Origin of the sequence: Pauljensenia sp. 27098_8_83, from assembly GCF_041432695.1 — a bacterium.
Taxonomy (GTDB): Bacteria; Actinomycetota; Actinomycetes; order Actinomycetales; family Actinomycetaceae; genus Pauljensenia.
The window spans coordinates 38,018-58,892 of the sequence record NZ_JAPWAD010000009.1 but is presented as its reverse complement, the minus strand read 5'-3'; the positions used below and the strand labels follow the sequence as shown (position 1 = coordinate 58,892).

Genomic DNA, 20,875 nt, shown 5'->3' with positions numbered 1-20,875 from the left:
CCCGAGTGCGGGCACTTCCGGATAGGTAACGCACATCCGGATAGCTTATTAACCTATCCGGATGCTCATAACCTATCCAGGAAGGAACAACCTATCCGCGCCGACGCCACACGTCACCCGATCTCGAGCATCGCTGGAACCTCACGGCACCGCCGCAGCCCATCTGGGTGATGACACCCGTATCGAGTGCTCTTACGCCACAGTAATACGAGTCCGGAAACCCGAAACTCGGACAGTACGAAAGTCCAGCAGATGACGTTGCCAACCCCGTTGAGGATGCGTCAGTCGCACAGGCATGCGGAATGGAACATTGTGAGGCTCCACAGTGACTGGCTATGACAGCGTGACCGATTCGCACGCCTGAGCGAGATGGACGCAGATGTATACGCAACGGGACACTATTGAGGTATGAGCATCGACGACGAATCTCACCGCGAACCAAGCCCGCCCACCCCCTCACGGGTTGGCGGTGACCCAGCGGCACCTCGCGCCTTGTCGATTGACGAGGAGTGGGCAGTGATCATGGCTCTCGAGGAGGAACGGGGCCGCGCACACGCAGCTGAGCCAACACCCGTCGCATCAGCAGCACCTACACACGAGGATCTGAGCTACCTCGAACCGATCGTTTACCCGGGCGCGAACGACCCAGTGAACCCATGGCGCACCCATCGCGCCATAGCCATGCCGGAGGACAACGGGTGGCGTTGGAGGTGGTGGCGCTTGTGGGCGCTGCCGAGTCTGGCGTTTCTTACGGTCGCTACTGTCGTCATTGTGCGGCTCTATGGACAGGCAGTCGACCATGGCGACCCCAAGTCTTACATCATGCCGTTCCTGTTTCTGGGGACTCTGTGGTGGAATTGCTTGATCCATGCCCTCTACGTCGTGTGCGTCAGACGCATGAATCCGTCCGTCGGCTTCCATATTGGTGCAGCGATCGCAGCTTTCGTGGCGTCCTCGGTAGCGGCGTTCGTCTGCGTGTGGATGTTCGTGACAGCCGTGAATGTCGGCGCGCTGCCAGGTTCGTAACGTCAGACATACTCACCGACGGACTAACGCCCCGTACGCGGTCAGGGTATTACTGGGCGCATCAAGACAGTTTGATGCGCTCACAAAACGGATAGACACACATCTTTCACAGCCGAGAGGAGAAACTATGAGTGTTGGTTACACAACCGCCATCCATCAGTCTTTCGAGTCCCAGATGAGAGGATCCCAGAAGTGAGTAATGGACCCATCACGACACGTTTCGAGGAGCGAGTTAATAAGGAACTAGCACGCCTTGGAAATGACGGCGACGTTCAGGTCTTCTTAGCACGGCTCGTTCGTGCATTCATCGATACTATCGGCGAGCTGGAAGCACGCCGAGAACTATCTCCTACAGTCGAGGCGCTTCGCGAAACGATTGAGATTATCGATGATACCGAAACGAACGCCGCCATTGATAACACCGACGACGGTGCGCTTGGTGCCTGCTACGCGCGGTACGTGAACGCGCTCGATATCCCAAATTGCTGGATAGCCGGTGTCGAGACCACCCAACACGTCCTCATCAATGTTGCTGATCGACTTGGTGCCACCGGCGGCTCCCGACACAGACTCCGAGTTGTCATCACACCCGATCTTTCTATCTATCACGATGATGTGATGATCGGCTACATAACCGGTAGAATCGCCGAGGCTTTCGCAGACCTTACTGCTGATGGCCCCATCGAAACGCTCGCCACTCTCATCTACGCGCGCAGCAAAGACCTGTGGTGCGTCAAACTTGGAGAGACCAGCTAGGGAACCAACGCGTACGAGCGACCACTACTGGCAGCTCACGTTGACATCGAGCCCGCAGACCTCATGCCCACCCCCGACGGAATGGGCGGATGGATCCCCGCACCCTTCAAACCTGCCAGGCGTCGAGATGCCGACGCATTGGTGCCCCAAGTCGGGCTTGAACCGACGACCCACGGATTATGAGTCCGCTGCTCTGACCGACTGAGCTATTGGGGCGGTGCCATCCTATCGGAGGAACACTGGCCTGTTCCACCGACACCTCATCTTGATCCGTCAATCACGCTGAAGCGACATAGGACCTTAGTCATGCCTATGGTGGTTTCACCAGGTCACAGCCAGCAATTTTAAGGAGATGGCATGAACGTCGCGGAACAGATCGTGAACCAGCTTGTCGACGCGGGGGTTCACCGGATCTACGGCATTGTCGGCGATTCACTCAACCCTATCGTCGACGCCGTGCGCAAGACCGGTGGCTCGAAGAAGGGCGGCATCGACTGGATCCACGTGCGCCACGAGGAGGCGGCGGCGTTCGCAGCATCGGCCGAAGCTCAGCTCACCGGCAAGCTCGCCGTGTGTGCAGGTTCCTGCGGCCCGGGCAACCTGCACCTCATCAACGGCCTGTACGACGCGAACCGCACGGGCGCACCCGTCCTGGCCATCGCCTCGCACATCCCGAGCGTGCAGATCGGCACGATGTACTTCCAGGAGACCCACCCGGACCGCATTTTCGAGGAGTGCTCGGTCTACAACGAGCTCATCTCCTCCGCGGCGCAGTCGCCGCGCACCGTGAACTCGGCGATCCGCCACGCGGTCGGCCTGGGCGGCGTCTCGGTCATCACCCTGCCCGGCGACGTCTCCGACCTCAAGGCCGTCGAGCACATCCCCACCTACGCGCCCGCACGTCCCGCGACGCTGACTCCCAACGCCGCTGACGTTGAAGAGGCCGCAGCCCTTCTGAACAAGGCGGATAAGGTCGCAATCTTCGCCGGCGCGGGCGTCGAGGGCGCCCACGACGAGGTCATCGCCCTGGCGGACGCACTGAAGGCCCCGATCGGGCACTCGCTGCGCGGCAAGCACTTCATCCAGTACGACAACCCCTTCGACGTGGGCATGACGGGCCTGCTGGGCTACGGCGCGGCCGCCGAGGGCATGAGCGACGCCGACGTGCTGATCCTGCTGGGCACCGACTTCCCCTACGACCAGTTCCTGCCGGACACCCCGACCATTCAGGTGGACACGCACGCTGAGAAGCTGGGCCGCCGCACGGACGTCGGCCTCGCGATCCACGCGCAGGTCAAGCCCTTCATCGAGGCACTCCTCCCCCACCTGCGCGCGAACCGTTCCGATTCCTTCCTGAAGTCGAAGATCAAGAAGCACTCGGAGATCATGCACGCCCCCGTGGGTGCCTACACGCGCAACGTGGAGAAGATGCGTCCGATCCACCCCGAGTACGCCGCCCACCTCCTCAATGAGACGGCCGCGAAGGACGCGATTTTCACCGCGGATACGGGCATGTGCAACGTGTGGACCGCCCGCTACATTGATCCGCTCGGCACGCGCCGCCTCATCGGTTCGCTGCTGCACGGGTCGATGGCGAATGCCCTGCCGATGGCCCTGGGCGCTCAGGTCGCTTACCCGGATCGCCAGGTCGTGTCCGTGTCGGGCGACGGCGGCATCTCGATGCTGCTCGGAGAGCTGATCACCGCGAAGATGTACGACCTGCCGGTCAAGGTGGTCGTCTTCAACAATTCGACGCTGGGCATGGTGAAGCTGGAGATGCTGGTCAACGGCCTCCCAGACTTCCAGACGGATGTCCCTGATACGAATTACGCGGAGATCGCCCGCGCAATTGGTTTCCACGCGGAGCGCGTCGAGGACGCGTCTCGCCTGGAGGACGCGTACCGCGAGGCATTCGCAGCGCCCGGCCCCGCTCTCATCGAGGTCATCACGGATCCGAACGCACTCTCGCTCCCGCCGGCCATCACGGGCGGCCAGGTCGTCGGCTTCGCGACCGCGATGAGTAAGATCGTCCTCAACCGCGGCATCGCCGAGGCCTTCTCAATGGCCACCTCCAACATGCGCAACATCCCGCGTCTGTAGGCCATTCACATCTCCGGGGACGAGGCCGGGGCTGGGTTGCATCGCACGACCTGGCCCCGGCCTCGTTTTTCATTGCTTCAATCCGCATTTTATCAACATTCATTTTTCTAAAAGACTGGCTTTTCCCAACTCAAATATCGCTTAACAAGTGGACAACTTGTAGCTCACTGCACTAGAACATGACTTGACAGCTATTTATGTGCGCATTTCCCCTCTAATATGCGAGGCGTTCTATCGTTCACGCCACACAGGAGGAACCGCAATGCACGCGCTCGCAGCAATGGCCAGCGCAGCCGGTGCCGTCGACCTCGACACTTTTCCCGCTTGGCTGAGGATCACCCACTTCATCAACTTCGTGATGATGGGTTTCCTCATCCGTTCGGGCTGGGAGGTCCTCGCATCGCACCCGCGTCTGTACTGGAACAATCACTGCACACCCGGATCCGAGTGGCTCAAGTTCACCAAGGACAAGGTGTCGACCGTCCCCGGCGAGTTCACGGCGCGCGACGACCAGCGCAACCTGCACCCGCTGATCTCCCTGCCCGGACGCGGACAGATCGGCCTGGGCCGCGCGTGGCACGCGCTCGTCACGGCCATCTGGCTCCTCAACGGCTTCGTGTACGTCGCCCTCCTCTTCGGGACGGGCCAGTGGCGACGCATCGTCCCCACCTCGTGGTCTATCTTCCCCGAGGCCTGGGAGAGTGCGAAGATCTACATGGGCCTGCAGATCCCCTCCATCGAGCACTTCCAGCCCTATGACGCCCTCCAGAAGCTCATGTACTTCACGGTCGTCTTCATCGTCGCGCCCCTTATGATCGCGACCGGCCCCATCATGTCCCCCACCTTCGCGGGACGCTTCCCGAAGTATGTCAGGATCTTCCGCAACCGCCAGACGGCGCGTTCGATCCACTTCCTGGGCATGGCGTTCTACTGCTTCTTCGTGGTCATGCACGTCGCACTGGTGTTCATCGTCCACCCGAGGTACAACATCGCGCACATGATGCTGGGCGAAAACTACAACGACATCACGGCGGCGCAATTCGCTCAGGCCGTCACCATGCTGATCATCGGCATCGTCGTCGCCATCGCCCTGTGGATCGGCGCCTCCTACTGGTCGCTGTCAAATATGCGTCGCGCGCAGCGCTGGGTGTGGGGTGCCACGCAGCCCATTCGCGCGCTCACGATCGACCGCCTGAAGTCTCGTCAGGTCGCGAAGAAGACCTTCACTGAGGACGACATTTCCCCGTTCCACTGGGTCAACACGCGCCCGCCGACAAAGGAGCAGTCCGAGGAGTACATCGCCCTGCGCGAGGACGACTTCAAGGACTTCCGTCTCGAGATCGGCGGCCTTGTCGAGGAGGAGAAGTCTTTCTCCATCGACGAGCTGAAGGCCCTGGGTAAGGTCACGAACATTACGATGCACACCTGCATGCAAGGGTGGACCGGCATCGCGAAGTGGGAGGGCATCCGCCTCAAGGACCTCCTTGAGCAGGTGACGCCCACGGAGGGCGCACACTACCTGATGGCCACTTCCTTCGGGCACGTCGGACACACCTACGATGGGCGTCCGACCGAGCCCTACTACGAGTGCATCGACCCGTCGATGATCGACGACGACGAGTGCATCCTCGCCTGGGGCATGAACGACGAGCCTCTGCCCGAGGTCTACGGCGGCCCGCTGCGCCTGCGCGCCGATTCCCAGCACGGCTACAAGATGGTCAAGTGGGTGCGCCGCCTGGAGTGGATCCACGACTACCACGACGTGGGCGACGGCCAGGGCGGCTCGCGAGAGGATTCGGGTCTGCAGCACTACGACGCTCGCGCCTGAGAATCTCTGCCTTCGAACGTTGCCGCGCCTCCCTCCTCGTCCCCACGCATGCGCATGCGGTTCGAGGAGGGAGGCGCGGTCTTTGTCTGGCAGTCTCTGCGCTCGGGCGCGCGGCGGGGAGGCGCGGTCTATACGTACCTGCGGGCGATTGCCATGGCCTCGGGCACGTAGGAGCGACCGAAGACGGCGCAGTGGATCATGATGATGTGCATCTGGTGCAGGGCGACGCGCTCTCGCCAGCCATCCTCCAGGGGCGAGGCCTCGTTGTAGGCGGCGAGGATCCGCTCGTAGTACGGGCAGCCGAAGACCGCGAGGGCCGCGAGGTCCTCCTCGGCGTGGCCTCCCTGCGCGGCGGGGTCGATGAGGACGGCACCGTCGGGGGTCCACATGACGTTGCCGCTCCACAGGTCGCCGTGGGTGCGGGCGGCGCCGATGCTGTTGTGGCGGTTTTTCGCGTCTTCGACGAGGCGCGGCTGGCCGTGGTCGAGCACGCCGGACTCGAGGCGCTCACAGAGCTTGTCGATGAGCGTTCGTTCGGCGGCCACGAAGGTGCGGTCGTCGGCGTAGGGGGCGATCCGCTCGCGCGCGTAGAAGGCGCCCCAGGATTCTTCCGACGACGAGGCCCGGGCCGGGTCCGGCGTCGCATCTCGACTCGCGTGCGGGCCGGGATCGGTTGCGTCACTAGACTGGCAGCGCCCCACACGATGCGCGTTGGCGTTGGCGGCACCCATCGCCTCGTGAAGAAGCGACAGGCGCGCCTCCCCCATCCAGCCGTCCCCCTCAAAGCCGGGAGGCGGTGCGCCCAAATGCGTAGCACCGGCGGCGTGCGTATGGGCGAGGGCGCGTCCGAACTCCTCGGCCGCCAGCGGCGTTGGGGCGACGGAGACCAGGCGGGGTTCCTCAAGCCACGTCGCGCCATGATCGAGCACGGGCACGACGGCGGCCCCGGGGTCCGAGGCCTCGGCGAGCCACGCGAGCCCCGCAACCTCGTAGGCGATCCGCCCGCGGCGGCTATCCGCTTTCCTGATGGTGTCCACCGGCACCCTTCCTCTCGGTCACCCAATCACCCGTGACAACTCGCGGCCACACCCCCATGCTAGTCGCGCTCCCATTCCACACAGCCGCGCGAAACAGCGGATGACCCCCGGCCTCGTGACTGTGGACACATACTGAGCAAACATCGATATACTGCCAGTAGAAGACAGTCCACCACAACGAGGATGTAGGCCTCCATGACCCTCACGACGACACAGAAGTCCATTCAAGAGCTGCTACACGGCGACCGCCAGTACCAGATTCCTGACTTCCAGCGCCCCTATGTGTGGGAAGAGCAGCAGGCGGAAACCCTCGTGAATGATCTGCTGGGCGCGTGGCGCACGGACGACGGTGACTACTTCCTCGGGTCAATCGTCCTCGTGCAGCACCCCAGCGGCGACGACGTCGACATCATCGACGGGCAGCAACGCCTCACCACCCTGTGTATCCTCGTGTCTCTACTGCGTCACCTGGAAGAGGACCCCGCCCTGCGCGATGAACTCGGCTCTCTCCTCCTCATTGCGCAGTCGCGTATTAAGGGCTTGGATGAGCGGCCACGCCTGAGCGTTCGCGAATGCGACCGCGACTTTTTCGACACGTTCATCATCGGCGACAACATCGACTCACTGCTCGACGTCGACGGCGACAGCCTCACGCGCCCGTCGGTGCGGCGCATCGTCGCCAACGCGCGCGCCATGCTCGACGTGCTGAGCAATCCTGACATGCTCATGCCCAGCGAGATCAGCGACTTTATCCGCTACCTCACCCTGCACGTGTCCCTCATTGAGGTGTCGACCGATTCCTACCAGGCGGCGCACCGCATCTTTTCCGTCCTCAACACGCGTGGCGTCCCCCTGTCGGCCGCCGATATTTTCAAGGCGCGCGTCTTGTCCCGCGTGACGCCTGATGCGCGGGCTCATTACGCCGCCCTGTGGGAGCAATCCATCGACACGCTGGGTACGGAAAGCCCGGACGCGTTTTTTGGGCATCTGCTCACGCTCACCCTGCGCGCGCCCGCCAGGAGGGCCCTCATCGACGCGTTCGACGAGCAGGTCCTCACGCCGTTCCTCGCCGCCAGGAGCGGCGAGGAGTTTATTGACGAGGTCTTGGTTCCCTCCGCTCGCGCGTACACGTTGGCGACGCTGGAGCCTCTGGTGGGCCACCCCGCGGCCACGCCGCTCGAGCTGTTGCGCCTGTATGACTCCTCGGATTGGAAGCCAGCGGCGATGAGCGTGTTGCGCGCGGGGCACGGCGACGAGGAAACCACGTCACTGTTGCTCCTCCTCGAGCGCGTCTACGGCACTGCTGTCGCCGCGCGTCTCACCCCGTCGGCTCGCGCCGCAATCATCACACAGTTCATCACAGCATTCGAGGACGGCGAGTCTCTCAACGCTGCTTGTTCCGTGCCGGATAGCGTCCGCCACCGGGCCGCTGAGACGATCTCGCGACCCCTGCCTCAGTCCTCCATCCGCAAGGTCCTGCTGTACCACGCGATGGTCCACGAACACGGTTCTTTCCCGACGCGTCTGCCGCGCTCCATGGGCGTTGTATGCGGGCTTCCAGCCAGCCACATTCGCGGCGTTGGCAAGGACATCGACCTGCGCGCGTGGAACAAGCGCCTGGGGAGCTTCATCTTGTCCACGATTAAGTCACGTACCGTCAACCAGGCACCCGACTGGGATACGGTGGTGCGCGCCACCCACCGCGTGATGACGCTCGGCGAGTTCGCGGTCGGATCCCTGCCTTCAACCGGGGGCGAGATTCACGCTACCGACCTTGAGGAACGCCAGAGGCACCTGACTCAACTGATCTTGGACTACTGGGATATTCGGCGAGATTCCGATGGCGTGGACCTATCTCTCCTGTCCAGCGCCGACCTTGAGGCCGCCGTCGACAAGCGCTCGGCTGCCCGCGGCCGCCAGGTGCGCCTGGCCGACGTCGTCGCGACCGGCATCATCGCCCCCGGCGACACCTTCATATGGCGGCGCCGCAACCTCGGCAACGTCTACGTCGTGACCATTTCCCCGGAGGGCACCATCGTCCTGCCCGATGGCCAGGAAGTGACCTCCCCGTCCGCCGCAGTCACCGCCCTGACAGGAACCAGCAGCGCCGCTGCCCTCGACGTCTTCGTGCGCGAGTCCGACGGCAAGAAGCTGCGCGACCTGTGGGACAGCTACCGGAGCCGTTTCGCCTCGTAGAGCCGTCTCACGCGCACGCGGGCCCGATGGGTGGTGGCCTGGGCCCTTGACCCCTTGATGCGCACGTTAACCCTCTCATGCGCACGTGGGCGCTACGATCTGCACGTGGGCCCGACACCTCGCACGTGGGCAACGCCGCCCAGGCGTATATCGAGGCCGCCCAGGCGCATATCGAGGGGTTAACGTGCGTATCGAGGGGTTAACTCGCATGTTCAAGGGCTTAGGTGCGACCAACACAGCACGACGGACATCATTGTGCCCAAAACGCAGACGACCTCGCCCACAACAGCCCGTTTGCAGTGTAATTTGCCGAGGTGGTCTGCACTTTGGACGCAACAATGCTCCAGACCGCGACCTCATCGTCACCAATCGGGGGGAATTGCACTACACGAGGGTTCGACACGCCGGCGACACGCCGCAAGAAGGCTTCGTGTAGTGCAAAATCCCCATCACCACCTACATGGAGAACACCAGGGGTACGGAGGACCCGGCCGCAGTGCCTGTGAGCGGCAAAAGCCCGGCAACAGGACCCAAGGGCGGCCCCACTTTCGGTACAAAACTCTCCCAGCACACCCACCCTCACCGCATATCCGGTACAAAACTCTCCCCGCACACCCACCCTCACCGCATATCCGGTATAAAACTCTCCCTGCTCACCCGAAATGGCTCAATTTGGCGCTTTTTATGCATGCAGGGAGAGTTTTGTACCGTTCTCACCACCAAGAAGCCAAGCAGGGAGAGTTATGCACCGTTCTCACCACCAAGAAGCCAAGCAGGGCAAACTGTGTACCGAACGCAAGGCAGAGATCAAGCGAGCCAACACAACAACACTCCTGGCCCCACAGGTGTGAAGCGCGCCGAAGGGGCCGGAGCACCTCGCCGCGGTGCCGGTGGGCGGCGGCAAGAACACAGCCAAACAAATTTCGCACATAATTTCCCACGGTCACTTTTCGAGACCACCCGAAAACGTTGCAATCCCAACGAGGCGAATTCAAGGTTTGAACAAGTTGCGAGGGAATTACGTGCGAAATTGCTGAATATACCAGGCACCACCACGATGAAGAGCGCCGCAGGGGCCGGAGGGTCTGGCTGCGGTGCCCATGGGCGGCGGCAGGGCCTGGCCGGGCTTCGAGGCGACGCGCCCAACCGCACGTCAGCAGACCAGGCATTGCCGGTGTGGAGGACGCCGGAGGGACCGGAGGGCATGGCTGCGGTGCCCATGGGCGGCGGCGGGGCCTGGCCGGGCTTCGAGACGACGCGCCGAGCCGAAGGCTCGCAGCGCGGACGGCTCGCGGGCGGGCCGCCGCCCACGGGCACACTGAGCAGCCCGGCCCCACAGCAGGCCCTCCGGCGCCCGGAACACCAGCGGAGCCAGCAGCAACAACACACCCGTGCATGCAAAAAACCGACATCCGGATCGGATGTCGGCCTGTGGTGGAGCTAGGGGGATTCGAACCCCCGACCTTCTCATTGCGAACGAGACGCGCTACCAACTGCGCCATAGCCCCAAGGACTCACACAGCTTAGCACCATGACAATCGGCCATGCAAGCCGACCACCGTCGCGTGCGAGATGACACGGAGATGGAACGGACAAGGGAGCCGCGCAGGCAGCGCGACGTTAACGAGTGCGCCGCCGCGAACACTCCACGAGGGAAGACACCACCAGCCCTCTAAACGCGCACATCCGAGCCAACCGTTCCAGCGGCCCCCAGATGCGACCGCGCCGCGAGCCCGAAGGCCCGCGGCGCGGCATCACAACGATTTGTTAACTACTGGGCGCGTCGCGCGTCCAGGACGGCATCCAGGTCGAGGGCGACGGCCTGATCGGCGACGACCTCGGCGGTGGAGCGGGCACCCACCTGGGCGGTCTGGGCGATCGGGCGAGCCGGAACGGCCGCGCCGATGCGCGGGATGCCGCGCAGGTCGGTGTCGGCGTGGATGATGCGGCCGCGAACGCGCTCGCGCGACGCGTAGGTCGGGGCGGGAACGGGGACGACGGTCCAGGCGCGTGCGGGAGTGTCGGCGACCTCGACGATCTCGGGGACGTCGACGTTGAAGACGAGGGAGGGAACGGATCCGGTCTGAGGCGCGACATCTGAAGCCGCAGTATCCTCCGCGGCTTCCTCGGATGAAGAAGAGGCGCGCTCGGCGGAGGCGGGGGCGGGAGCCGCAGCGGTGGGTCGACCGGCACCACGCACGTCGCCGCGAAGCTTGGTGAGTAGTTCGAGCTCGCGCTCAGATGCCTGCTGGGAGCGGACGGCGGCGACACGAGAGGCACCGAGCGAGGCCACGAGCGCGGCGGCCGGGATGACGATCCAGGCCCACGCGATGGAGGTCGAGGCGATCACGATGCCGAGGGCGACGGTCGCGAGGGTGCAGATGCCGGTGATGACCATGCGGCGGCGTGCGGCGGCGCTTTCGGCGGCGATGCGCGCGGCGCGGCGGGCGCGCAGCTTGGCGATGTCGCGGACCGCCTTGTTGTTGCGTCGGTCGATGACGGGGCGACTACGTCCCGTGGTGCCCTGGTGCATGCTGCCTCCGCTCGTGAGTGCGCGCTCGGCCAGGATGGTTCCGCTGGCGTGGTCGCACGTCTCTAATTCTGTCTCATTCGTGTGGATGATGCGCAGTTTCGGCGAAAAACGGTCGATTTCGCGAGACTGGACGATAGCTGTTCGGCGCGCGACGAGTGACGGTACTGTCGCAAAAAGCGCGACGAATACCGCGACGATGACAAGTCCACCGATCTCCACCCTCTCAACGTAAAGGGGTTTGCGAGTAGCGCTGTCGCGCCTCACGGGCGTGTCGAGCTCTCAAACCTCCCGGTAAAAAGATGACTAACCTCAATCGTCACACGTGCAACATTGACCCCACGAGTACCGAAGGAAAGTGACACTGACCACTCACAAAGCGCGGTGTTCGGCACCCACCCTAACCGATCGCGCTGCGCCCCCACCGCCGCTGCACGAGCCCTCCCTCGGGTAGGGACTCGGCGTCAATAAAGAACGCGATATGGTCGGCCCACTGCCCACCGATGTGCATAAACCGGGGGCGTAGCCCCTCCTCCACGAGGCCGAGGCCTCGGCACACCCCCAGGGACCGCTCATTCTCGGGGCGCACACAGACTTCGACGCGATGCAGACCAAGCTCCCCGACGACGAGGTCAAGGACGAGCGCCGCAACCAGGGAACCCAGGCCTCGGCCCGCCCACTCCGAGACGATCCAGTAACCGAGCATGCCCGAGGACATCGCACCCCAATGGACGTTCGAGATCGAGAATTGACCCACGTAACGCCCATCGATCTGCACGCCGAAAATCAGCGCGTTACCGAGGCGCTGATCGCGGTCGGCGCGATGCACGTACTGTGAGAACGTCGGGATGTGCTCGAGGGTATCCGGCGGCAGGGTCGCCTCCCACGGCCGCAACCAGTGCCCATCGGTGCGGCGCACGGTATCGAGGGCGCGGTGCTCCTCGCCGCGCACGGGACGCACGACGAGTTCGCGCGGCCGAGGATTCGACTCGGGCCCAGAGCGCAGGAAGCCGCGGCCGACCGGGTCGGGAACGCGCAGCGTGAGCATCTCAATGTCGCGCCCCCACACGCACGCGCGGCGGCGGAAGAAACACCTCATTCGAGGACCAGGCACTGGAGACTGTCCCCTGCTCGCACGGTGGTCACGTCCTCGGGCACAACCGCGAGAGCGTTGGAGTCCGCGAGCGCGGACAGCAGCAACGAGGCCGGGGTGCCCATGACGGCGGCGTTATAGCCGGAGCGGGGGGAGCCTGTGAGGCGCACGCGCACGAACTCGCGGCGGCCACGCGGGGAGTACCAGGAGCGGTCGATGGCGGCGCGCACGACGGGGCGGTTCACGGCGGTCCAGCCCTGCATGTGGCGCAGGGCGGGGCGGACGAAGACCTCGAAGCAGACCTGGGCGGAGACCGGGTCGCCGGGCAGGCAGACGATGGGAGTGCCGGGCTGGCCGTCCTCGCCGCCGACGGTGCCCACGCCCATGATGTGGCCGGGCCAGGCCGCCACGTTGTCGAAGCGGACCGTGCCGAGGGCCCCGAGGACCTCGCGCACCGTGTCGCCGCTCCCATACGAGATGCCGCCGGTCGTCAGGACGAGGTCGGCGCGCACCAGCTGGTCCTCGATCGTCTCGCGCAGGCGGGCGCGCTCGTCGGGGACGGCGGCGACACGGAAGGTCTCGGCACCAGCATCGGCGACGGCGGTCGACAGAGCATGACCGTTCGCGTCGAAAACGGTGCCGGGGCGGGCCTCGCCGCCGGGCTCAACGATCTCGTCGCCGATCGAGATGATGACGACGCGCGGGCGCGGGTGGACCAGGACGCGGTCGCGGCCCACGCCTGCGAGGAGCGCCATCTGGCGGGCGCCGATACGCGTGCCGGCGCGCAGGACCGTGTCACCCTGGGCGACGTCCTCCGCACGGCGGCGAATGTTCTCGCCGCTGGCGGGGGCGGTGCGCAGGGCGACCTGGGCGATGCCGTGGTCCGTGAATTCGAGGGAGACCACGGCCTCGGCACCCGTGGGCATGGGCGCGCCGGACGCGATGCGGATTGCCGTGCCGGGGACCAGGGCGGCCGGGTCGACCGCGCCGGCACGGATCTCCTCGGTGACGGGAAGCGTCACCGGCGTCTCCAGGGTGGCTCCCTCGCAGTCGCGAACGCGAACCGCGTATCCGTCGCACGCCGACAGGTCGGCGACCGGGAGGTTGAAGGGGGCCTGCACGTCCTCTGCGAGCACGCAGCTGACCGCGTCAGCGAGCTGAACGTCGAGCGGCGGCAGCGCGTGGGCAACGGCCATGCAGTCCTGGTAGAAGTCGGCAACGCTTCGCATAGTTGTTAGTCCTCGAGCTTGGAGCGCAGGAACTCCTTGAGTTCCGCTCCAAGCGCCGGGTCCTCAAGGGCGAGCGTCACGTTGGCTTCGAGGTAGCCGAGTTTGTCCCCGGTGTCGAAGCGTCGCTCGTCGATGACTACACCGTACAACCCTCCACCCTCTTCTTCGGGGAGGTCGATCATGCGCGCGTACCCGTCTGTGAGCTGATACTCACCGCCGGCGCCCGGTTCGATGTTCTCGAGGGCCGTGAACACAGCCGGGTCGAGCAGGTAGCGGCCGACGACCGCGTACTCGGACTTGACCTCTTCGAGCGGGGGCTTCTCGGTGACGTCGGTGATGCGCATGAGCTGGCCTTCTTCGAGGTCGACGCCCTCGGGAATCGGCAGAACCTCGACGGCGGTCGACGCGTAGGCGGTGGCCTGCTCGGGGGTGACCTTGAGCAGGGCGACGACGGTGCCGCCCAGGGCGCCTCGCACCTGGATCATCTTGCGCAGCAGCTGCGAGCCGGGCTCCATGAGGTCGTCGGGCAGCAGGACGGCGAAGGGGGCGTCGCCCACGTGGCACTTGGCCTGCAGGATCGCATGGCCGAGGCCGAGGGGGTGGCCCTGGCGCACGGAATGGACGCGCGCGTACTTCTTGTACTCGTTGACGTACTCGAGGGCCTTTTCCTTGCCGGCCTTCTCCAGGTCGGCCTCGAGGCCGGGTTCGGCGTCGAAGTAGTCTTCGATTGACTGCTTACCGGCGCGGGTGACGAACAGGATATCTTCGATGCCGGCATCCGTGGCCTCGCGAACGATGTACTCGATCGAGGGGCGGTCGACGACGGGCAGCATTTCCTTGGGCACGGACTTCGTGATGGGCAGGAAGCGGGTTCCGCGACCGGCCGAGGGGACGACGGCGTGCACTACGGGCTGGTTTTTATCTGACATACTTCACAGAGTAGCGAAGAAACCGTCCGAGAGGGAGACGATGGCCACAAAAACAACTCTCCGCGCGGAGGTGCGTAGCAGGCGCCGCACCCGGCGCGCCGAGGCCCCCACGCTCGGATCCCACACAGCACCGTCCCCCATGACAGCACCCACTAAATCCGAGTCCCCACTATTCCCGGAAGCCATCCCCTCCCCCGTTCCCGTGCGCAACCGCGCCGAAGCGGAAGGAATCGCTCGCCAGGTTCGCGCCCTGGCCTCGTCAATCGGAGGAGTCACGCTGCCCGCGCTGTTCGTGCCCACCCCCCTCGAGCCCGACTTGTCCCTGACGCTCGGGGCCTTCGATCGCGCGCTCCTGCCCATCCTCCTCGACGAGGCCGGCACCCCCTACCGCTCCCCTCGCTGGGGCCTCTGGGAGGCGGGGCAGGCGTTGGTAACGCTCGGGCGACCTCCCGCTCAGCCGCGCGGTGAGGCAATGGGGGCGAAGTCGCTCACAGAGGCGAATCTCATCGTCATTCCTGCGCTGGCTGCATCCACGGACGGGGCGCGTCTCGGGCAGGGCGGCGGCTGGTATGACCGTGCGCTCGTCCACCGTTGCCCTGACGTCCCGGTTGTTGCGGTGATTTTCGACGACGAAGTGCTTGCCCCCGGAGAAATTCCCACGGAGACACACGACGTTCCGATCAACGCGATCATTACGCCGACACGCACGATCGCCATTGGCGTTCGATAGGGTTTTTTCCCTGCGTTTACTGTCTTTTGCGACACGAACAATCGTTTGTCACACACCTCTCACGACTGAGTTTTCGGCCGAAATCACAGGTCGCTGACCGAATTGCAAAAAGTGCGATGAACGTTACCCTCTAAGCACTGTTCATATGACGAAAGTCCCCACTAGTGTTTTCCACGGTAAACGAGCGCCGACATGGCGCGCGCTCCCCGGCGGCACAGAGCCGCCACGCCGAGACACTTCGGCGATTCAGACGTGCCGGCCAGACCGGCCCCATTCACTACAGGAGAAGCAATGCTCAAGGGATTCAAGGAATTCATCGCTCGCGGTAACGTCGTCGAGATGGCCGTTGGTATCATCATCGGTGGCGCCTTCAAGAACATCGTCGACGCCCTCGTTAACGGTGTTATCAACCCTCTCATCGCTGCCTCCGTCGGCAAGCCGGACTTCTCGAAGGCCTTCATCGTCACGTTCCATGGCACCGACATTACGTTCGGTGTTCTGCTGACCGCTGTCATCAACTTCCTGATCATGGCATTCGCGCTCTACTTCTTCCTCGTGCTGCCCATGAACTACCTGGCCAAGCGCACGAAGAAGGCCGAGGATGAGGCCCCCAAGGAGGTCTCCGAAGAGGTCCAGCTCCTCACGGAGATCCGCGACGCCCTCGCCCAGGGCACGCCGCGCCACTGAGCATCTGATCCCTCTTCCTGAGGGACGCGGGGCCGATGCGCATCGGCCCCGCCTTGTTGCATCCCCGCGGTCCTGCGCGACGACGCGCCCCTAATTTCGCATGCAATTCGGCGACCCGAACTTTCAGCCACCCCGACAAACGTTGAAATTGCAACGCCTATATTTCAAAGCATGAAAAGTTGACAGGGAAATTGCATGCGACATTACCGGGAAATTACGCATCGGATCGACGCCCCGGTGCGGCTCGCGGCACCGACGCCCCTACGCGCGCGCCTGGGCGTGCGGGGGCACGTTGGCCAGTAGGCGCGTGTCGTTGGCCCCGTCCCCCCGGTCGGGGGCGTCGGCCATCGATCCGGGCCGCGTGTCTTCGGGGCGCACGCGATCCTCCCAGGAGGGCGGCAGCCCCTCCTCGATGAGGTGGCGGTCCACGTCAGACACGTAGCGCGCGACGCGACGGCGCTTACGCGGCACCGCCTCACTCATCGGTGCCCTCAGCATCAGAGGACTCCGCCTGGGCATCCTCGGAGGCCGAGGCCTCACCGGCCTCCCGCGCGGCCGCAGGCTTCGTGCGGCGCACGACGTTGCCGAGGACCGCGTCGGACTGGAAGCCACGTCGCGTGATGCCCAGGGCCTCGCGCAGCTCTTCGGCGGTCTCCAGGTCGGTGCGCTCCACCCCGTCGGAGCGTACCCAGGCGGCCATCTCGTCGAGCTGGTCGTCGGAGTAAGCGGCCAGAGGCAGCCCCTTGGCAATCGCCGGGCGTGGCCCGCGATTCTCCTCGGAGGCGCGCTCCTTGCGCTTGATGGCCAGCAGCATGCCGGTCGTGTCCTCGTCGGCCTTCTTGCGACGCTTGGATTCCTCGTCGAGGCCGTCATCCAGCATCGGCATGCGCGGGGCGACGGGTTCCTCGGAGCCGTCCTCCGAGTCGTCCTCCGAGCCGTCCTCGGATTCATCCGAGCCCGACGAGGCCGTGGCCGCGGATGCCTCTTCCACGCGCTCCTCTGCGGCCTCGTCGTCGACGACGCGCTCAGGAATGGCCACGACGGGCTCATCCTGGGTGGCATGCAGCTTCTCGAGGGCGTTGAGGACGCTATCCACGATCGCCGAGGCTTCCTTCTCGGGGTCGATGAACAGCGCCATCGACAGGGCCGTGTAGACGGCCCAGCCCTGGGCTTCGAGCCAGCGGGGACGGGCGCGGTCACGCACGCGCTGGCTGGGCTCGGCCAAATACTCCTCGTCGTCGGTGAGGACGGCGAGCAGTAGGCGTCCCGGGGAGTCCGGGTGCCCGATGGCCAGGGGGATGCGCATGCCGCCGGGGATACCGACGTTGGCGACGACCTCGAGCCCGCGCGAATACAGGTGCTCGGCGAGGTCGACGAGCAGGCGGTCCGGCTCGCCGGCCAGGACCGGCCACGCGTCCATTCCTTCTCCGGCGTGTCCCTCGGCGATCTCGATGAGGTCGACGAGCATCCGCGACCCCTCGTGTGCCAGGCGATCGCGGTCGATCTCCTCGCTGTGAAGCGAGCAGACGAGGGTGAGGTCGCCGCGCACGGCGCGCAGGATCTCAGCCAGCGTGTCGGCACCGGCCTCGCTAGAGAGGACGCCGAAGTCGTGGATGACGCGCCCGTGTGGCGTCTTCGCGAAGCCCACGGACACGATGAGGGACTCGCGGGTGAGGCCCACGGCCTGCGAGGGGCCGACGACCACGAAGGGTTCGGGCGTCGCCGGGTCAAAGAACGAGGCCAGGCCGGGTTCCTCGGCGCGCACCGTCTCCAGGGCGTCGCGGATGCGCCCGGCGTGGCGGTCGGACAGGGCGACGACGGCGAGGGAGCGTTCGGGCGATTCCACCGCGTGTTCGATGACGGCGTCGACGACGGCACGCACCTCGGCGGCTGTCGATTCGATGGCGTGCGCGCCGGGGGCGGGCATGCCCGTCGCCTCGACCCAGCGGGCGCTCACGGGCGCGTTCGCGGCCGTCCACGGGACAGGAACGCCCGCGTGCTCGTAGCCGTAGCGGGCCAGCAGCAGGGCGACCTGGTCGTTGAGGCGGCGCGGGCCGGGCTCGACGTGCAGGACCGGCAGGATGCTCGCAAGGTCGCGGGTCGCGCCACCCTCCGAGGCCGCCGCCAGATCGTCGATGACGACCAGCTGGTGGCCGCGGGCGATAATCGGCGCAAGCTCGGCCAGGGGCAGCCCGTCCGCACCGTCGAGGACGACGAGGTCGACGGTGCGTCCCGTGGGAGCCAGGGTGGGAACCATCGAGGGAACCGTCATCAACACGGGTAGCAGGTGTCGCACGAGGGGGTAGGTGACCAGCAGATCCAGGTCGCTGGGTGCTTTCCCATCGGCGAGGAGTTCGCGCAGCTCCTCGTACTGGCTCGGACGCGCCGCGAGGGCGTTCGTGCGGATCCTACGCACGCCGGTGATGGCCTGCGGGATGAGCGAGGCCACCTGTTCCTCGTCCAGCTCTCGGCCCTCGCGGGCCAGGTCCTCAAGCGCGCCGGGATCGACGCCGCCGAGCGCGGGCTGCGCGGCGAGCATGGCGCGCAGCAGCGAGGCCCACCACGCGAGGTCGAGCTCGGTGTCGATCGCGCTGTCCTCGACGTGGCGATCCGCGAGGTCCTGGGCCAGCTTGTCGAGGCCTCGGGCGGCGAGGCGCTCACGCATCGCCAGGCGGGCCGGGACCTCGCGCGCCGCAGAGGTGTCGCCTGCCCACCGCTCGATGAGGGTCGTCAGGCGCTGCAGGTGGGTGCCCACCAGGTCCGGCTCCTCCGCCACGAAGACGGGTGCGATCGCGTCGAGGTCGTCGCGCACAGCATCGGTGAGCGCCGAGATCTCGCCGATCTTCGAGGGCAGGATCGGCCACGAGTCTTCGCCGCACACCGCACACCATGCGTCGCGGCGCTCCTGGACGCGGATGAGGGCGCGGTGCAGGTCGGGCACGTGCACGCCGGGGCGCACGAGGTCCTGGGCCTGCTTGACGAGGCGGTTGCGCTCCGAGCGGCCCATCGAGATGTCGTGGTCTTTGCGCCACTGCTTGGGGGCGGTCGCGATCACCATGTCGGCTGCGCTGCGTTCGAACACGCGGGGCTGGAACACGTCGAGGACATCCGCGATGCCGTCGAACATGGCGAGTTGGCGATCCCACTGGGCGAGCGTACCGGCGGGCTTGATGCCGGCCTCGCCCGCGACGGAGGCGATGTGAACGCGCAGCTCGGGCAGCGTCTTGGAGAGGCGATCGACGCGCAGCAGCACGTCGGAGGCCTGCTCGTCGGAGGTGAGGACCGCGTTGCTCCACGCGGAGGATGAGCCGCCCGAGAGGGTGTCCGACGCGAGGGCTTCGCGCAGGAGGGCCCGGGCGCTCTCGCCCTGGTCGACGGCGATCTCGTACAGAGTGTCCTCGGACAGGCGCACGCGCGTCGTGGGCGCGTTGTCGCCGCTCGTCAGGTCGGTCAGGGCCCGCAGCGCATCGGCCGCGCAGACGCCGAAGCGGCCGTACGGCTGGTGGAGTGCAACGGCGTAGGACGACAGGGCAGCGCGAACCTGACGCAGGCGTGTGCGCATGGCGTCGACGCTCTCCTGGTCGACGACCGGAGCGGTGTCCTCCATGGCGGAGGAGACTCGGGCCGCGAGGGTGCGACGCGCATCCGAGTAGCCATCGATGTTCGCGACGATGTCGGCCAACCCGAGGTCGGAGAGACGCGAATATGCGGCGATTGAGCGCGACGGCGACGTCGACACGTGCAGGACGGAACGGCCGGTCGCCGCAGCGTCAGCCAGGATCGCTGCCACAACCGACGCATCGTCACTATGGGCTGGAATATCAACGAAAACACTGTGTCCGTCGGAGGCTGCTTCGACGGCGTCCTGCTGGACGGGGATGAGATCGCCGACGCCCTTTTCCGCCCACGGGTCACGGTCTGCCGGGTTCGGTTCGTGCGCCTGCGTGACCAGGTCGTTGCGTGCGTCCTGGTCTCCCGCGAGCGCGCGGATCACCTGGGAGTCTTCGAGGGCGGTGACGTCCTCGCTCAGGCTGGCGGCGAGGGCGGTGGCGGGGTGGCAGAAGAGGCCGATGACGAGCTCGTCACGGATCTCGAAGCGCGGCAGGGCACCGCACAGCTCGCGCAGGGCGTTCATCGCCTGCGAGGAGGAGAAACCGTGGGTTCCGCTGGCTGTGGCCAGCACGGTCTCGCCGTCTGCGTCGACGCCGTGGGCGCGCAGTGCGTCGGCCAGTTCGGGGGCGAGGATCGCGCCTCGTCCCAGGGCGATGAGGACGTCGTCGTCTCGTCGCACGAGGCGCACCGGGCGCAGCAGGGCGGGGACGGTGATCGCGTCCATGCCGCTGCCCCACGTGGCGGTGCCGATGCCCAGGTGGATGGGGCCGGTGCCGTGCGCGGACGCACGCTGCTCGGAGCGGGCGATGAGTGCTCGCGCCCGATCGAGGGCACGACCGAGGGCGATGGGTTCGCGGATGAGCAGGCTCAGTCGGACGGGGTGTTCCGTGTACAGCTGGGCGAGGCCTCCGGGGTGCGCGCCGGATAGGGACAGCGTCGGCAGCGACGGCCTGTCGGCGGCGATGTCACGGTCGAGGCGCGCGCGCCACTGATCGCGCGCCTGAGCCACGAGGGTGGTCGGGTGCGTCGAGGTCGACGAGGCCGAGGTGGCCTCGGGCTCGGGGGCGGAACGTCGCGAAAAGATACTAGGAACCACGTTTTAACCCTACGGCAGCACCGCCC

14 protein-coding genes and 2 tRNA genes are annotated in these 20,875 nt (G+C 65.8%); 7 read left to right on the top strand and 9 right to left on the bottom strand.

Translation table 11 applies throughout. The annotated features are described in order from the left end of the window. Positions 1-408 precede the first annotated feature (408 nt). Entirely contained in the window at positions 409-1,026 is a 618-nt protein-coding gene (locus tag O3656_RS05015) for a hypothetical protein (RefSeq protein WP_500062905.1), read from the top strand. 192 nt (positions 1,027-1,218) lie between these two features. Continuing rightward, positions 1,219-1,782: a hypothetical protein gene (locus O3656_RS05010; RefSeq protein ID WP_500062904.1), complete on the top strand. Its 564-nt coding sequence runs from the start codon at positions 1,219-1,221 to the stop codon at positions 1,780-1,782. A gap of 139 nt (positions 1,783-1,921) precedes the next feature. Here O3656_RS05010 and O3656_RS05005 read toward each other — a convergent pair. Next, a tRNA-Ile gene (locus tag O3656_RS05005) sits at positions 1,922-1,998 on the bottom strand. Between the two features lie 141 nt (positions 1,999-2,139). Here O3656_RS05005 and O3656_RS05000 point away from each other — a divergent pair. Further along, a complete protein-coding gene (locus O3656_RS05000; RefSeq protein WP_500062903.1) occupies positions 2,140-3,882 on the top strand; it encodes a pyruvate dehydrogenase in 1,743 nt (580 codons plus the stop codon). A 262-nt stretch (positions 3,883-4,144) separates the two neighbouring features. After that, entirely contained in the window at positions 4,145-5,710 is a 1,566-nt protein-coding gene (locus O3656_RS04995; RefSeq protein ID WP_500062902.1) for a molybdopterin-dependent oxidoreductase, read from the top strand. 128 nt (positions 5,711-5,838) lie between these two features. Here the strand turns inward: O3656_RS04995 and O3656_RS04990 are convergent, their stop codons facing one another. Beyond that, on the bottom strand, positions 5,839-6,747 hold the full coding sequence (locus O3656_RS04990) for a fructosamine kinase family protein (RefSeq protein WP_500062901.1): 909 nt from the start codon (positions 6,745-6,747) through the stop codon (positions 5,839-5,841). Positions 6,748-6,942: 195 nt separating this feature from the next. Between O3656_RS04990 and O3656_RS04985 the strand changes: the two genes are divergently transcribed. After that, positions 6,943-8,943, top strand: coding sequence for a GmrSD restriction endonuclease domain-containing protein (locus O3656_RS04985; RefSeq protein ID WP_500062900.1), 2,001 nt, complete (start codon positions 6,943-6,945; stop codon positions 8,941-8,943). Positions 8,944-10,375: 1,432 nt separating this feature from the next. On the opposite strand, the gene O3656_RS04980 is transcribed toward O3656_RS04985, so the two are convergent. The 5 genes from O3656_RS04980 to O3656_RS04960 form a co-directional block, all read right to left on the bottom strand. Continuing rightward, positions 10,376-10,451: transfer RNA gene (locus O3656_RS04980), tRNA-Ala, on the bottom strand. 263 nt (positions 10,452-10,714) lie between these two features. Further along, positions 10,715-11,695, bottom strand: coding sequence for a hypothetical protein (locus O3656_RS04975; RefSeq protein WP_500062899.1), 981 nt, complete (start codon positions 11,693-11,695; stop codon positions 10,715-10,717). A gap of 178 nt (positions 11,696-11,873) precedes the next feature. Further along, positions 11,874-12,572, bottom strand: coding sequence for a GNAT family N-acetyltransferase (locus tag O3656_RS04970; RefSeq protein ID WP_500062898.1), 699 nt, complete (start codon positions 12,570-12,572; stop codon positions 11,874-11,876). After that, the gene (locus O3656_RS04965; protein ID WP_500062897.1) at positions 12,569-13,795 is read right to left on the bottom strand and encodes a molybdopterin molybdotransferase MoeA; all 1,227 of its coding nucleotides are present in this window, start codon (positions 13,793-13,795) and stop codon (positions 12,569-12,571) included. The genes O3656_RS04970 and O3656_RS04965 overlap by 4 nt, the downstream gene beginning before the upstream one ends. Positions 13,796-13,800: 5 nt before the next feature. Continuing rightward, positions 13,801-14,724, bottom strand: coding sequence for a UTP--glucose-1-phosphate uridylyltransferase (locus O3656_RS04960; RefSeq protein ID WP_500062896.1), 924 nt, complete (start codon positions 14,722-14,724; stop codon positions 13,801-13,803). 139 nt (positions 14,725-14,863) lie between these two features. Here O3656_RS04960 and O3656_RS04955 point away from each other — a divergent pair, with 139 nt between their 5' ends. Then, on the top strand, positions 14,864-15,454 hold the full coding sequence (locus O3656_RS04955) for a 5-formyltetrahydrofolate cyclo-ligase (RefSeq protein WP_500062895.1): 591 nt from the start codon (positions 14,864-14,866) through the stop codon (positions 15,452-15,454). Positions 15,455-15,745: 291 nt separating this feature from the next. Then, positions 15,746-16,141: a large conductance mechanosensitive channel protein MscL gene (gene mscL, locus O3656_RS04950; protein WP_500062894.1), complete on the top strand. Its 396-nt coding sequence runs from the start codon at positions 15,746-15,748 to the stop codon at positions 16,139-16,141. A 261-nt stretch (positions 16,142-16,402) separates the two neighbouring features. Here the strand turns inward: mscL and O3656_RS04945 are convergent, their stop codons facing one another. Continuing rightward, positions 16,403-16,624, bottom strand: coding sequence for a toxin (locus O3656_RS04945; RefSeq protein WP_500062893.1), 222 nt, complete (start codon positions 16,622-16,624; stop codon positions 16,403-16,405). After that, the gene (locus O3656_RS04940; protein WP_500062892.1) at positions 16,617-20,849 is read right to left on the bottom strand and encodes a PDDEXK-like endonuclease domain-containing protein; all 4,233 of its coding nucleotides are present in this window, start codon (positions 20,847-20,849) and stop codon (positions 16,617-16,619) included. The genes O3656_RS04945 and O3656_RS04940 overlap by 8 nt, the downstream gene beginning before the upstream one ends. Positions 20,850-20,875 lie beyond the last annotated feature (26 nt).

What these genes read in the sequence shown, in the direction of transcription:
- O3656_RS04985 (WP_500062900.1), top strand. Translation starts at nt 6,943, where the DNA reads ATGACCCTCACGACGACACAGAAGTCCATTCAAGAGCTGCTACACGGC.
- O3656_RS04970 (WP_500062898.1), bottom strand. Translation starts at nt 12,572, where the DNA reads ATGAGGTGTTTCTTCCGCCGCCGCGCGTGCGTGTGGGGGCGCGACATT.
- O3656_RS04945 (WP_500062893.1), bottom strand. Translation starts at nt 16,624, where the DNA reads ATGAGTGAGGCGGTGCCGCGTAAGCGCCGTCGCGTCGCGCGCTACGTG.
- mscL (WP_500062894.1), top strand. Translation starts at nt 15,746, where the DNA reads ATGCTCAAGGGATTCAAGGAATTCATCGCTCGCGGTAACGTCGTCGAG.
- O3656_RS04960 (WP_500062896.1), bottom strand. Translation starts at nt 14,724, where the DNA reads ATGTCAGATAAAAACCAGCCCGTAGTGCACGCCGTCGTCCCCTCGGCC.
- O3656_RS04965 (WP_500062897.1), bottom strand. Translation starts at nt 13,795, where the DNA reads ATGCGAAGCGTTGCCGACTTCTACCAGGACTGCATGGCCGTTGCCCAC.
- O3656_RS04955 (WP_500062895.1), top strand. Translation starts at nt 14,864, where the DNA reads ATGACAGCACCCACTAAATCCGAGTCCCCACTATTCCCGGAAGCCATC.
- O3656_RS04995 (WP_500062902.1), top strand. Translation starts at nt 4,145, where the DNA reads ATGCACGCGCTCGCAGCAATGGCCAGCGCAGCCGGTGCCGTCGACCTC.
- O3656_RS05015 (WP_500062905.1), top strand. Translation starts at nt 409, where the DNA reads ATGAGCATCGACGACGAATCTCACCGCGAACCAAGCCCGCCCACCCCC.
- O3656_RS05000 (WP_500062903.1), top strand. Translation starts at nt 2,140, where the DNA reads ATGAACGTCGCGGAACAGATCGTGAACCAGCTTGTCGACGCGGGGGTT.